This window comes from Thioalkalivibrio sp. AKL19 (assembly GCF_000420165.1).
GTDB lineage: Bacteria > Pseudomonadota > Gammaproteobacteria > Ectothiorhodospirales > Ectothiorhodospiraceae > Thioalkalivibrio.
Window position 1 is genome coordinate 189747 of record NZ_ATUK01000012.1, and the last position, 13998, is coordinate 203744.

The 13998-nt window shown below is 65.9% G+C and carries 14 protein-coding genes; 10 read left to right on the forward strand and 4 right to left on the reverse strand.

Translation table 11 applies throughout. From position 1 onward, the window contains the following. Positions 1 to 6: 6 nt before the first annotated feature. From tusB to F817_RS0107585, 10 genes are all read left to right on the forward strand, one after another. Positions 7 to 309, forward strand: a complete 303-nt coding sequence (gene tusB, locus F817_RS0107540) for a sulfurtransferase complex subunit TusB (RefSeq protein WP_024327076.1) — start codon at positions 7 to 9, stop codon at positions 307 to 309. Between the two features lie 47 nt (positions 310 to 356). Continuing rightward, positions 357 to 689, forward strand: coding sequence for a TusE/DsrC/DsvC family sulfur relay protein (locus tag F817_RS0107545; protein WP_024327077.1), 333 nt, complete (start codon positions 357 to 359; stop codon positions 687 to 689). A 200-nt stretch (positions 690 to 889) separates the two neighbouring features. After that, positions 890 to 1678, forward strand: a complete 789-nt coding sequence (locus F817_RS0107550; RefSeq protein ID WP_024327078.1) for a respiratory nitrate reductase subunit gamma — start codon at positions 890 to 892, stop codon at positions 1676 to 1678. A 4-nt stretch (positions 1679 to 1682) separates the two neighbouring features. Beyond that, on the forward strand, positions 1683 to 3182 hold the full coding sequence (dsrK, locus tag F817_RS0107555; protein ID WP_024327079.1) for a sulfate reduction electron transfer complex DsrMKJOP subunit DsrK: 1500 nt from the start codon (positions 1683 to 1685) through the stop codon (positions 3180 to 3182). A 40-nt stretch (positions 3183 to 3222) separates the two neighbouring features. After that, positions 3223 to 5169 carry an NAD(P)-binding protein gene (locus tag F817_RS0107560; RefSeq protein WP_024327080.1) on the forward strand — a complete coding sequence of 649 codons (1947 nt, stop codon included), beginning with the start codon at positions 3223 to 3225 and terminating at the stop codon, positions 5167 to 5169. A gap of 2 nt (positions 5170 to 5171) precedes the next feature. Next, positions 5172 to 5672 (forward strand): hypothetical protein, encoded by a 501-nt coding sequence (locus tag F817_RS0107565; RefSeq protein WP_024327081.1) that lies wholly within the window; start codon positions 5172 to 5174, stop codon positions 5670 to 5672. Continuing rightward, entirely contained in the window at positions 5669 to 6400 is a 732-nt protein-coding gene (dsrO, locus tag F817_RS0107570) for a sulfate reduction electron transfer complex DsrMKJOP subunit DsrO (RefSeq protein WP_024327082.1), read from the forward strand. Before F817_RS0107565 ends, dsrO begins: the two co-directional genes overlap by 4 nt. Before the next feature lie 10 nt (positions 6401 to 6410). Beyond that, positions 6411 to 7664: an NrfD/PsrC family molybdoenzyme membrane anchor subunit gene (nrfD, locus tag F817_RS0107575; RefSeq protein ID WP_042799113.1), complete on the forward strand. Its 1254-nt coding sequence runs from the start codon at positions 6411 to 6413 to the stop codon at positions 7662 to 7664. Between the two features lie 19 nt (positions 7665 to 7683). Beyond that, entirely contained in the window at positions 7684 to 9096 is a 1413-nt protein-coding gene (locus F817_RS0107580; protein ID WP_024327084.1) for a cobyrinate a,c-diamide synthase, read from the forward strand. 14 nt (positions 9097 to 9110) lie between these two features. Continuing rightward, the gene (locus F817_RS0107585; RefSeq protein ID WP_024327085.1) at positions 9111 to 9464 is read left to right on the forward strand and encodes an iron-sulfur cluster assembly accessory protein; all 354 of its coding nucleotides are present in this window, start codon (positions 9111 to 9113) and stop codon (positions 9462 to 9464) included. Positions 9465 to 9494: 30 nt separating this feature from the next. Here F817_RS0107585 and F817_RS0107590 read toward each other — a convergent pair whose 3' ends face one another. The 4 genes from F817_RS0107590 to proV form a co-directional block, all read right to left on the reverse strand. After that, positions 9495 to 10574, reverse strand: coding sequence for an Sfum_1244 family protein (locus F817_RS0107590; protein WP_024327086.1), 1080 nt, complete (start codon positions 10572 to 10574; stop codon positions 9495 to 9497). 407 nt (positions 10575 to 10981) lie between these two features. Then, positions 10982 to 11851: a glycine betaine ABC transporter substrate-binding protein gene (locus F817_RS0107595; protein WP_024327087.1), complete on the reverse strand. Its 870-nt coding sequence runs from the start codon at positions 11849 to 11851 to the stop codon at positions 10982 to 10984. Between the two features lie 50 nt (positions 11852 to 11901). Next, positions 11902 to 12744, reverse strand: a complete 843-nt coding sequence (locus tag F817_RS0107600; protein WP_024327088.1) for a proline/glycine betaine ABC transporter permease — start codon at positions 12742 to 12744, stop codon at positions 11902 to 11904. A 1-nt stretch (position 12745) separates the two neighbouring features. Beyond that, positions 12746 to 13951, reverse strand: a complete 1206-nt coding sequence (gene proV, locus F817_RS0107605; protein ID WP_024327089.1) for a glycine betaine/L-proline ABC transporter ATP-binding protein ProV — start codon at positions 13949 to 13951, stop codon at positions 12746 to 12748. Between the last annotated feature and the right edge of the window lie 47 nt (positions 13952 to 13998).

Genomic DNA, 13998 nt, shown 5'->3' on the forward strand with positions numbered 1-13998 from the left:
CCAAGCATGCTGCATACCGTGAACAAGTCGCCCTTCGAGCGGAACACCCTCGCCTCCTGCCTGGGCCATGCCCTGCCGGACTCGGCCATCCTGCTGATCGAGGATGGCGTGCTGGCCGCGGTACAGGGGACCGCCCGCGAAGCCGAGATGCGCAAGGCCCTGGAGACTTATTCGGTGTCCGTTCTCGGCCCCGACCTGCTCGCCCGGGGATTAAGCCCGGATCAGGTCATTCCCGGCATCGACGTCGTCGACTATGGCGGCTTCGTCGAACTCACCGAAAACCACGACAAGGTACAGGCCTGGCTCTGACGCCCGGCCACCCGGCCCTGTCACCGCTCAACCACTGGAGGAATCCCATGCCCATCGAAGTCAACGGCAAGAGCTACGAAACCGACGAGGAAGGCTACCTGGCCAACCTGAGCGACTGGAACGAGGACCTGGCCAATGCCATGGCCCAGGCCGACGGCGCGGAGCTGGACAGCAACCATTGGGAAGTCATCAATTTCCTGCGCGAATACTACGACGAGTACCAGATTGCCCCGGCGGTGCGCGTACTGACCAAGGCGATCGGCAAGAAGCTCGGCCCGGACAAGGGCAACAGCAAGTACCTCTACGAGCTGTTCCCCTATGGCCCGGCCAAGCAGGCGTGCAAATACGCCGGCCTGCCGAAGCCGACCGGCTGCGTCTGAAAGCCCGCCTTCGCGGGGGGTAGACACCCTGCGAAGGCGGCAGGCCTCCGAGTGGCTCTCGTGGGGTCCTGATACCGGTTCCGTCCTGTTGGACGGGGCATTGCACCACGCCGCCCCCAGGCGCCCCGTCGGGCCATCCGGGGAGAATTCGTCGGGTGCCCGGACGGTCGGGCCCCGGTTGCTGACTGGAGGATACGTCGTTGACCTTCGCATCCATCGTCTTTGCCGTGCTGTTCTACGGAGCGACCGCGGTCCTGCTGATTGGAGTGGGCCTGCGGGTTGCGCGTTATGCGCGCACCCCGGCCCCGCTGAAGATCCCGACCACACCAGCGCCGACGTCGCGCGGCGGGGTGATTGGCCGGATGGCTTCCGAAGTCGTGTTCTTCCACAGCCTGTTCAAAGCCAACAAGTGGATCTGGATCCTCGCCTGGGTCTTCCACGTCGCGCTGCTGCTGGTGCTACTGCGCCATCTGCGCTATTTCATCGATCCGGTCTGGGAATGGGTCGTCCTGATTCAGCCGTTCGGCGTGTACGCGGGATTCGCCATGCTGGCCGGTCTGATCGGCCTGTGGATCCGGCGCATCTTCGTGCAACGCATTCGCTACATCTCCGCGCCGTCCGATCACCTGATGCTGGGCCTGCTGATCGCGATCGCTGCCAGCGGGCTGGCGATGAAATACCTCTGGCACGTCGACGTAACCGCGGTGAAGGTGTTCTTTGTCGGATTGATGCGCTTCGAGATTCACCCGCTCCCGACCGAACCACTGCTGCTGCTCCATCTGGCCCTGGTCGTGGCACTGATGATCGTGTTCCCGTTCAGCAAGCTGCTGCATGCCCCGGGGGTGTTCTTCAGCCCGACCCGCAACCAGGCCGACAACCCACGCGAACAGCGCCACACGAGCTGGGCCGCGCGCGTGGAACACACCGGTGCCGCGGCCGCCCCCGCCAATCGTGGCGGCCCCGTACCCAACGCCCGTTCCGAGGACTGACGCGATGGCCGACTTCGAGACTCCGGAGGTCAAGGAATACCTGGACATGCCCGAGCTGAAGCCCGGGGCGATGTCGCACAGCAAGCCGTTCGTATCGCGCGACGAGTTCCAGGGACCGCTGGGCTTCCCCGGCGAACTGGTCGACGACTGGCAGAACGTCGCGCTGGCCAAGCTGGCCGAACTGCTGAACACGAATCGCGGCCTGAAAGTGTTCATGGACTCCTGCGTCAAGTGCGGCGCCTGCACCGACAAGTGCCACTACTTCCTCGGCACCTCCGACCCCCGCAACATGCCAGTGGCGCGCCAGGATCTGTTGCGCAATGTCTATCGCCGGTATTTCACCTGGCCGGGCCGACTGTTCCCGAAACTGGTCGGCGCGCAGGACCTGACCGAGGACGTCCTCGACCAGTGGTACAGCTACTTCCACCAGTGCTCGGAATGCCGGCGCTGCTCGGTGTACTGCCCGTACGGCATCGACACCGCCGAGATCACCATGGCCGCCCGCGAGGTCATGAACGCGGTCGGAAAGGGCCAGAAATACAGCAACGAGATCATCGGCAAGGTCTTCAAGATCGGCAACAACCTGGGCCTGCCACAACCCGCGTTGCTGGACACCCTCGAGGGCCTGGAGGAAGAGGTCAAGGAGGACACCGGGGTCGACGTGCGCTACCCGCTGGACGAGAAGGGTGCGGACGTACTGCTGGTCACCCCGTCGGCCGACTTCTTCGCCGAACCGCACGTGGACGGCCTGATCGGCTACGGCAAGGTCTTTCACCAGGCCGGTATCTCCTGGACGCTGTCCTCGCATGCCTCGGAGGCCGCCAATTTCGGCCTGTTTATCGGCTCCCAGGAAAACATGCGCAAGATCGCCATGCGGGTGCGCGAAGCCGCGGAGGAGCTCGGCGTGAAACGCATCGTGTTCGGTGAATGCGGGCATGCCTGGCGGGTTGCCTACAGCTTCCTGAACACCCTCGCCGGCCCGTTCGATTTCCTCGATCCGCGCTACCCGGTGCCCCAGCACATCTGCGAGGTGACCCACGAGCTGATCCAGCGCGGCGCGCTGACCCTGGACAAGAGCGCGAACGACCATCGCCGCGTCACCTTCCACGATTCCTGCAACGTGGCTCGCGCCTCGCGCATGGGCAACACCCCGGGCGGGCAGTTCACCATTCCGCGCGAGATCATCCAGGCGGTCTGCAACCACTACTACGACATGCCACCGGACACCATTGGCGAGGCCACTTTCTGTTGCGGAGGTGGCGGCGGACTGCTGACCGACGACCTGATGGAACTGCGCGTCAAGGGCGCGCTGCCGCGCATGCAGGCGCTGCGCCAGGTGGTCGAGCAGGAGGGCGTTACCCATCTGGCCGCGATCTGCGCGATCTGCAAGAGCCAGTTCGCCAAGGTCCTGCCCTACTACGGTTTCGAAATGGACCAGATCGTAAGCGTGCACCAACTCGTCAGCGACGCGATCGTCCTGGAGCCAGCCAGGCAAAACACTTAAAGCGCCCGGCCTCGGCCCCGCGTTGACCAGGAGAACAGTAATGGCCACCACCAGTGACGAAATGAAACTGACCTTCCGCATGTTCAAGGATGGCGATAGCAAGCGGCGCCAATGGAAGGCTGCGATCTTCGAGGCCGACCACTCGCACAAGTGCCCGGTCTACGTGCACCGCACCCCACCATGCCAGGGCTCCTGCCCGTCCGGCGAGGACATCCGCGGCTGGTTGCAGATCGTGCGCGGGATCGAAAAGCCGCCGCAGGACATGAGTTGGCAGGAATACGCGTTCCGCCGTTCCACCGATGCCAACCCGTTCCCGTCGGTGATGGGCCGGGTCTGCCCCGCACCCTGCGAATCCGGCTGCAACCGCAACGAAGTGGAAGAGTTCGTCGGCATCAACTCGGTGGAGCAGTACATCGGCGATACCGCTTTCCAGGAGAACTTCACCTTCGACCCCCCGCCGCCGCTGTCGGGCAAGCGCGTGGCAATCATCGGTGGAGGCCCCGGCGGACTGTCGGCCGCCTATCACCTGCGCCGTCGCGGGCATGCCTCAACCATCTTCGATGACCACGAGGAACTGGGCGGGATGATGATGTATGGCATCCCCGAATATCGCGTACCGCGCGACATGCTGCGCCACGAGATGAACCGCGTGCTCGCACTGGGCGACATCGACGTACGCCTGAAGACGCGGGTCGGGCGTGACGTCAGCATGGAGGATGTGGAGAAGGAATTCGACGCCGTGGTCTGGGCGGTCGGCTGCCAGACCGGGCGTAAACTCCCGGTACCGGGCGGAGAAGCCCCCAACTGCATCACCGGCGTCGATTTCCTCGAGGCCTTCAACACCGGCCGCATCAAGGTCCTGACCACCGACCGCATCGTCTGCGTCGGCGGCGGTGACACCTCGATCGACGTGGTGTCGGTGGCGCGGCGTCTCGGCCGTATCGAGGCCGAGAACGTGACCGACCGACCCGAGGACATGATCCACGGTTATGTCGCGCACGACAGCGCGATCAGTGCAATGCGCACCGGCGCCGATGTGACCCTGACCTCGCTGTTCCCGAAGGAACAGATGACCGCCGCCGAGCACGAAGTGCACGACGCCCTGCACGAGGGCGTGACCATCCTCGACGGGGTCCTGCCGGTCGAGGTCATCCTTGACGACACCGGCCGCGCGACCGGACTCAAGATGGCCAAGTGCGAGTTCGTGGACAACACACCCAAGCCGGTGGAAGGCACGGAATTTACGCTCCAGGCCGACCTGATCGTCTCCGCCATCGGCCAGGGAGGCGATCTCGAGGGGCTCGAGGCGCTGGACAACGGCCGCGGCTTCATCGACAACGACAAGTTCTACCAGGTGCCGGGCAAGGAAGGCCATTTCGTGATCGGCGACATCATCCGCCCGCACCTGCTCACCACCGCGATCGGGCACGGCGCGATTGCCGCGGACAGCATCGACCACTATCTGCAACACCAGGAGCCGATCAAACGCCCGCGCGTGGACGTGCATCACTTCAACTTGCTGAACAAGCTGCAGGAGTCCGGTCTGGAGCCGGAGCGCTATTCCGGCGAGCAGACCCGCGGCACCTCCGATGCCCGCTTCGCGGTGCACAACTACGAGGATCGCTCCAGCCACGAGATTATCTCCCACGACAAGCTGTTCAAGGGCCACTTCGCCTATACGCCGCGCATTCTGCGGCCAGAGCACGGACCGGGTGCGGAGGAGGTGATCGGGCATTTCGCCGAGCGCATGGACGGCCTGACCGAAGAGCAGGCACAGGCCGAGGCGGAACGCTGCATGAGCTGCGGCATGTGCTTCGAATGCGACAACTGCGTGATCTACTGCCCGCAGACGGCCGTCTACCGTGTGGCCAAGGGCGAAAAGGCGACCGGGCGCTATGTGGGCACCGATTATGCCAAGTGCATCGGCTGCCATATCTGCGCCGATGTCTGCCCGACCGGCTATATCGACATGGCCATGGGTGAGTAACCATGCTTCGCGGCAACTTCTCCGGGCGCACCGCCTGGCGTTGGCTGATGCTCGGCGCCCTGCCCCTGCTGTTCCTGGCCGGCTGCGGCGGCAGCGTGGAACCGCCGCCGATGATGGAGGCGCGCGGCGACCAGTGCGTCGAACCCCTGGACGTGATCCGCAAGGATCACGGCAAGCTGCTGATGCACGAACGTGACGACGCGGTGATCCGTGCGGTGCGGAACCCTGACCACAGCTTTGTCGGCTGCATCGACTGCCACGTCGCCACCGAGGCACGCCATACCCAGCCGGAGACCCACTTCTGCGCCAGCTGCCACAGCTTCAACGCGGTGCGCATGGACTGCTTCGAGTGCCATCGGGACCGGCCGGAAGCCGAACACCTGCACACGCTGAACCCGCATGCGCCGGGGGTGGACTTCGCCTGGGCCCCGAACCACCGGGGCTTGGCCGCGAGCCTCGCGGAGGTCGACCTGCTCCCGCCGCCGGAGGCCCCGAAACCATGAGCCAGAAGACCAGCGCCCCCATCTCTCGCCGCCAGTTCATCACCGGCGCCGCCGCGGCGGTGGCCAGCGTCACCATCGCGCCGGGCGTGTTCCTGATGCGCCCGGCCGATGCCGGGACCGCCGAGGGCGTCCGCTGGGGCCTGCTGATCGACAGCAACCGTTGCGGCGACTGCAATGCCTGCGTCACCGCCTGTCACGAGGAGAACGGCGTACGCGGGATGGATCGGCCGCGCACCGACGCCCAGTGGATCCGCAAGGTCGAGCTGCGCGATCCCGACACCGGCCACAGCCATTCCCTGCCAGTCATGTGCCAGCACTGCGAACACCCGCCCTGCGAGGATGTCTGCCCGACCGGCGCCTCGTTCCGGCGCGCGGACGGCATCGTGCTGGTCAACAAGCACACCTGTATCGGCTGTCGCTACTGCATGCTGGCCTGCCCCTACAAGGCCCGCTCGTTCATTCACGAAACCCTGACCGACCAGGCCGCGCACGCCCCGCGCGGCAAGGGCACGGTGGAGAGCTGCACGCTTTGCGTGCATCGCATCGACCGCGGTGAACGCACCACCGCCTGCGTCGAGGCCTGCCACGACAAGGGCAATGGCGCGATGCTCTTCGGGGATCTCAACGACCCCGACTCCGCGATCTCCCGCGAACTTGCAGAACACGGCGGCACCGCGATCCGGGCGGACCTGGGCCTGAACCCCGGCGTGCGCTACCAGGGCATCTGACATCCGAGGCATGAGCACTATGACAGCGAAACCCCAGTTTCGGGCGCTCGACGGGCGCAGCGGCGGCTATTACGGACTGCTGGGCATCCTGGTCGTCGTGATCGGGCTCGGGCTGCTGGCGGCCGTGCTGAAATCCGCGCACGGACATTACATCACCGGGATGGACAACCAGATCGTCTGGGGCCTGCCGCACGTGTTCGCGATCTTCCTGATCGTGGCGGCCTCCGGGGCGCTGAACGTGGCCTCGATTGCCTCGGTGTTCGGCCGCACCATCTACAAGCCGCTGGCTCCGCTGTCGGGGCTGCTCGCGGTGGCCCTGCTGGTGGGTGGTCTGGCGATCCTGGTGCTGGATCTGGGCCGGCCGGATCGGCTGGTGGTGGCGATGACCCACTACAACTTCAAGTCGATCTTTGCCTGGAACATCTTCCTGTACACCGGCTTCATCGCGATCGTGCTGGTGTACCTGTGGTTCCTGATGGAACGTCGCATGAACCGCTATGCCCCGACGACCGGGATGCTGGCGTTTGTCTGGCGCCTGATCCTGACCACCGGTACCGGTGCGATCTTCGGCTTCCTGGTCGCCCGCGAGGCCTACGACGCCGCGATCCTCGCACCGCTGTTCATCGCCATGTCATTCGCCTTCGGCCTCGCGGTGTTCCTGCTCGTCACCCTGGCGGCCTACCAATGGAGCGAGCGCCCGCTGGGCGACCTGATCCTGCGCCGTCTGAAGAATCTCCTGGGGGTGTTTGTCGCCGTGGTGCTGTATTTCGTCGCGGTCTATCACCTGACCAACCTGTACGCGACCCGCCTGCATGGCGTGGAGACCTTCCTGCTTCTCGAAGGCGGGATCTACCCTGCGCTGTTCTGGGTCGGGCAGATCCTGCTGGGCAGCCTGCTGCCACTGGCACTGCTGTTCCATCCGGTATGGAGCCGCGCGCGCAAGGTGATCGCCACTGCCAGTGCCCTCGTCATCCTGGGTGGCCTGGCCCAGCTCTACGTCATCATCATCGGCGGACAGGCCTACCCGTTGGACATGTTCCCGGGTTTCGAGGTCAGCAGCAGCTTCTACGATGGCGTGGTCGTACCCTACACCCCAACCCTGGTCGAGTTCCTGCTCGGCCTGGGCGGGGTCGGCCTGGCGCTGTTCCTGGTCGTGGTAGCGATCAAGTTCCTGCATTTCCTCCCGGTCAGCCTGGCCGATCACAAGGTCGACCCGCATCACGCCTCCCGCACCGACACCGTTACCGCGTCGGCCGAAACATGACCCGGACGCGCGCCTGACCATGGCACACCTGCTGCTCGCGGCCGCGCACAAATCCTCCGGCAAGACGACGCTCGCCACCGCGCTGTGCGCGGCCCTGACGGACCGCGGCCTGACGGTCCAGCCATTCAAGAAGGGGCCCGACTACATCGACCCGCTGTGGCTGGGCCGGGCGGCCGGCCGTGCCTGCGTGAACCTGGACTTTCACACCCAGGAGCCGGAGGAGATCCGCGCCCTGGCCGCACATTGCAGCCAGGGCGCCGACCTGTGTCTGACCGAGGCGAACAAGGGTTTGTTTGACGGCGTCGACCCCGAGGGCAGCGACTGCAATGCGGCGCTGGCGAGGCTGCTCGACCTGCCGGTGGTGCTGGTGATCGACTGCCGCGGCATGACCCGCGGCATCGCGCCGCTGTTGCTGGGATACCAGGCATTCGACCCGGAAACCCGGATCGCCGGGATCATCCTCAACCGCATCGGTGGGGCTCGCCACGAGTCGAAATTGCGCATGGCCGTGGAGCGCTATACCGACCTCCCGGTGCTGGGTGCCGTGCACGAGAACCCGTCCCTGCGAATCTCCGAGCGTCACCTGGGGCTCATCCCCAGTAACGAGCTGAGCGGCGCCGACCAGCAGATCCGGCGGATGGCCTCGGCCATCGCCACTCAGGTGGATCTGGATGCGCTGATCCAGATTGCCTCCGGGGCAGGTCCGGTGCCGGTCACCTCCGCGCCCCGCCCGCAACCCGCCAGCACGCCGGTGCGCATCGCGGTCGCGCGCGACGCGGCGTTCGGCTTCTACTACTCCACCGATCTGGACGCTCTCGAAGCGGCCGGGGCCGAACTGCGGTTTTTCGATACCCTGCGCGATACCGCCCTCCCCGCGGCCGATGCCTTGTTGATCGGGGGTGGCTTCCCGGAGACCCAGCTCGAGGCCCTGTCCGCGAACGCGCCCATGCGCCAGGCCATCCACGCGGCGATCGAGGGCGGGATGCCGGCCTACGCCGAATGCGGGGGGCTGATGTACCTAAGCCGCTCGATCCGCTGGCACGGCCGGCAACACCCGATGGTCGCCGCGATCCCTGCTGACTGCGTGATGCACGAGCGCCCCCAGGGGAGGGGGTATGTCTATCTGTGCGAGACCGGGGCCGGCCTGTGGCCACGCCTGCCCGATACGCCGAGCGGACGCCCACTACCCGCCCACGAGTTCCATTACTCCGCCCTGGAGGCAATGGATCCCGATACGTTCTATGCCTACGAAATCCAGCGCGGTCGCGGGGTGGACGGGCGCCACGACGGGATTCTGTATCGCAACCTGCTGGCCACTTACAGCCACCAGCGGCACACTCGCTGCAACCCCTGGGCGAGCCGCTTCGTGGCCTTCATTCGCCAGCACCTGCACGAACGCACGCGCGAGACGGCCACTGCCAGCGCGCCCTGAATCTGGAGTCGAACATGCTCAGCCTTACCCCGGACGCCGCCACACAGATCAAGCAGTCCGCCCGCGAGAGCCAAATGGAACACACCGCATTGCGGATCGCGGCTCAGCGCAAGTCGGACGGCGCGATCGAATACGGCATGGGCTTCGACGACACGGGGCGCGAAGACGACTTGACCTTCAAGAGCGAAGGCGTGTGGCTCGTCGTCGATCCCTTGTGCGTCGATCTCCTGAAGAACGCGGTGCTGGACTACGTCGAATATGAACCCGGGCAGTATCGCTTCATTTTCCTGAACCCGAACGACCCGCATTACAGCCCGCCGGCCGGCAACAGCGCAGCCCCGCCGGCCGCCCCCGGCCAACAGCCGTAACACGGAAGGCGCCCGCGATTCAGCTCCGGGTCAGGTCAGCGCAGGGTGTAGCGCCGGGAGCTGGGCGTCGGCGGTTGGCCAGTGTTCCGGGGCCTCGGCGAGCAGGCGCCGGGCGGTCGCCAGCCAGTGCTCGCGGGCCGGCACGACCAGTCGCCTGATCGGCTCCGACGAGCCTTTGCGCACCGCGTCCTCGTAGGCCTCTCGCAATTGCGGAAACAGCGCCGCGCGCATGCCACCAAGGTTGGCAAAGTAGAAGTGCAACGGCCCGGTGGTCGGGCTGGACAACAGGGCCGGCAGGGTCACGAGCATATCCGCCAGGTGATCGCGCACCGCTCGCAGCACGCGTTCCGAACGGGTGCCCAGCACCTCGGCCATGCACTCCTGCCAGTCGGGACCGAGGAAATCCCCGGCCAGGACCTCCCCCACCTCGTGCCAGACCGCCGCCTCCAGTTCACCGTCGACCACGCGCTCGAACGCAGGATCCCGATCCGGGTCGTGACCATAGGCGCGCAGCGCGCGCCCCATGCCGTCCTCCGGCTGGCCACGGAACTGCCAGGCCTCGGCCGCCTCGAGCACCATCCGACGCACCGATTCACGGCGCACGAAGATCCGCCCCTCGCGCGACATCGCCGGTGGGGCGACGAGATCGCGTGCCAGCTCGTCACCCACGACGTGGATACGGTAACCGTCAAAATCCTCGCACTGCTCCAGCTGCCCGAGGAAAAATACCGGCCGGCCACCGCGTCCGTAACCGGCCCCGTAGGCCAACCCATGAGCCGCCAGTCGCTGGTTGATCGCGTCCTCGTCGAACGGGTCGTACGCGACGTCGTCCAGCATCAGGGGTTCCAGCTCCACGTCCTCGAGTTCCTGCCAGCGCTGCTCGCGCGCGACCACCCAATCTCCGACCGCCTGACGATCAAGCGCGGCGTTCGGGGCCAGACCCTGCTCCCACCGGTAGAACTCACGCATCTCCAGCAGGTAGATGCACAACGTGGCATTGCCGGCGTACTGCGCATCGGCGATATCGCAGTTGCGCTGTACGCCGGCCGCCAACTGGCGGAGCTCGGGGGTAAGCGAGGAACAGGATTGCGCGTGCTGGACATCGGCCATCGGGATCTCGTCTCCACTTGGGAAGCACTGAAAAAGCCGGCCAGGCTTTCCGGTACAAGCGGCGGCGCAAATACAGTTGCGCGGCTTGGTTGGGAACCACCACCTCTGGTGGTCGGTTCCGGAGGTACGCCCCGACCTTCCGGGGGCACTCGCTCGATCATCGACTTCCTTGCATGGGGACCCCGTCCAGTCCTTGCGCAGGGAGCCTTGGCGTGGCGAAACCACCCGTAACTGCGATTCCGCCTCCCTGTCTGGAGAATAGTCGACGCACCCCCGGGTAACCATCCAACCCCACAGCCCATGCAACAAAAAAGACCCTGCCAAGGCAGGGTCCTGATGACGGAAACATCGATTGAAGGCGCTTCCCGGGAACACGTCCGTGTGCCCCGTCGCCCGGGCCAGTGGCCTCAGTCAATCACGCCGCTTACCCAGTAGTTCACGTATTGCGGGTGATCGTTGATGAAGCGCTCCACGGCGTCGTCATAGGAGTTCTCCTGAGCAAAGAACATCGCGTCCTCCAGGGTTTCGAGGTCGATATGCATGCGCGAGATCATCATCGCCACGTCGTGATAGTCCTCCGCGAAACCCTCGCGCGCCAGGGCATGGATGCGCTCGAAACTCCCCAGGGCCCCTTCCGGGTCTTCCAGGTAGCGCAGGTCGTAGGCGCCGAATTTCCAGTGCGGGCTCCAGCCGGTCACCACGATCCACTCGTCGCGACGGATCGCACGCTCCAGCGCGGAGGTCATGCCGGCACCGGAGGAGATCTGCAGGTCATAGCCATCCAGGCCGTAGGTCTCGATGGCCTCTTCGGAGAGCCGGGTCAGGCCTGCGCCGGGGTCGATCCCGGTAATGCGGCCATCCAGCCGATCGCGGACCGAGTCCTTCTTCAGATCCTCGATGGAACCGAGCTCGTCCTCGGGGATATAGTCCGGTACAACCCAGCCGAGACGGGCATTGCCGTACAGCGGGCCCAGATTCACCACGTCCTGCCCCACGCGATCCATATAGTCGGCGTGGGTACCCGGCAGCCAGGCCATCAGCATCATGTCGATGTCACCGGAGGCCAGGCCCTGATACTGCGGGGCGATGTCGGTCTGGATCAGTTCGACCGAATAGCCCATCTCGTCCTCGATGACGCGTTCGGCCAGCTTGGTCACGAACTCGGCGTCGGACCACGCGGTCCAGCCAATCTGGATGTCGGCGGCCTGGGCCGTGGAGAGGCCCATGGAGGCGGCCAGCACACCGCCCAGCAGGGTTGAAGTCAGTGTCTTGTTCATCGTGCTACTCCTTCCTTCGAGTGAAACGGATAGCGCGACACGAGGGCCGGTCAACGGCTCGCCTTGCGCCGCAGTCCTACGCTCTGGGTGATCCGGTCGAGCAGGATGGCGAGGATCACGACCCCCAGGCCGCCCTCGAACCCCAGCCCGACATCGAGCCGCTGGATACCGGTGAGCACGGTGTTGCCAAGCCCGCCAGCACCGATCATCGACGCGATCACCACCATGGAGAGTGCCAGCATGATGGTCTGGTTAATGCCCGCCATGATCGACGGCATCGCCAGAGGTAACTGAATCTTGGTCAGAAGCTGGCGCCGATTGCAACCGAAGGCCAGCCCGGCCTCGATCTGCTCGCGATTCACCTGGCGGATGCCGAGGTTGGTCAGGCGCACGACCGGCGGCATGCAGAAGACCACCGTGGCGATCGCACCCGGCACCGTACCCAGGCCGAAGAAGATCGCCGCCGGGATCAGGTAGACAAACGGCGGCATGGTCTGCATCAGGTCCAGCACCGGACGGACCGAGGCCTCGACCCAGTCACTGCGCGCCATCGCGACCCCCACCGGCATGCCGACCGCCAGCGCCACGGCGGTGGCCGCCAGCACCAGCGACAGGGTCTTGATCGTGGGCTCCCACAGATCCATCCCGAGGATCAGGCCCAGCGCGACGATGGCGAAGATGCCGAAGCGCCAGCTGACCCGCCACCAGCTGAGTCCCACCAGGGCCAGCACCAGCAGCCAGGCCGGGATCGCCAGCAGCGCGCCCTCGAAGGAGTTGGTCAAGAGCCCGAGGAACCAGGCGATGCCGTCCAGGGCCGGTTCCAGGTTGTCGAGGATCCAGTCAACTGCAGCCTCGATCCAGTCGCCGACGGGGATGTTGATGCGCCCTTCCATGTCAGTGATCTCCGTTCGAGACAGCCGCCGTCCGGCTGCGGTCCAGGGCCTCGACCAGGCGCGGAAGGGTCACCAGGCCGCGGAATCGTCCATCCGCATCGACCACGGGGATGGGCACCGGGCTCTTCGCGGCCCGCCCCGGCAGGTCCGCCAGCGCCATATCTTCGGCGACCGGCTCCACCTCGACGGCGACCTCGCTCGCGGGTCGGTCCACGGTCAACTCGCCCAGGCGCTTGGCCTGGACGACGGAGCGGAATCGACCGCCGGCATCGACGATCACTGCCTCGTTACCCGGGACGTGGGCAATGCGGTTGCGCGCCTCGCCGGCCGTGGTGTCGGCATCCAGCACCGGAATGTTCTCGCTGTCCATGATGTCACAGGCCTGGAACACCTGGGTGATGTCCACCCCGTGGAAAAACGAGCGCACGTACTCGTTGGCCGGGTCTACGATGATCTCTTTGGGCGTCCCGACCTGCACCACCTCGCCCCCCTGCATGATGGCGATGCGATCGCCGATACGGATCGCCTCGTCCAGGTCGTGGGAGATGAAGACGACGGTACGTCGGTGTTCGCGTTGCAGGTCCAGGAGCCGGTCCTGCATCTCGGTGCGGATCAGCGGGTCCAGTGCCGAGAACGCCTCGTCCATCAGCATGATCGAGGGGTCGGTAGCCAGCGCCCGCGCCAGACCCACGCGCTGCTGCATCCCGCCGGAGAGCTCGTCGGGATAGCTGCGTGCATGGGCCTTGAGACCGACCTGATCGAGCGCCTCCAGCGCCCGCTGGCGGCGGCGGGCGCGGCCGACGCCGGCGATCTCCAGGCCCAGTGCGGCATTGTCGATCACGGTCTTGTGCGGCATCAGGGCGAAGGACTGGAACACCATGGCCATGTCCTCGCTACGCAGCCGGATCAGCTCGCGCTGGCTCATCTGCGTGACATTGCGTCCGCGGACCTCCACGGTGCCGGCGGTCGGCTCGATCAGCCGGTTGAGCAGGCGCACCAGGGTCGACTTGCCGGACCCGGAAAGGCCCATCACCACGAAGATCTCGCCCTCGGCGATGTCCAGGTTGCAGTCCTTCACGCCCACGGTATTGCCGGTGCGCTCGAAGATGGTGTCCTTGTCCAGTCCGTCCTCGATGAGCCGCAGGCCCTCCTGCGGATTCGGGCCGAAGACCTTGTACAGCTCGCGCACCCGGATAATGGGTTCCATGCCTCGATCTCCCTGCAGCGCTACGTCCGGCCCTCGGGCCGGACCGG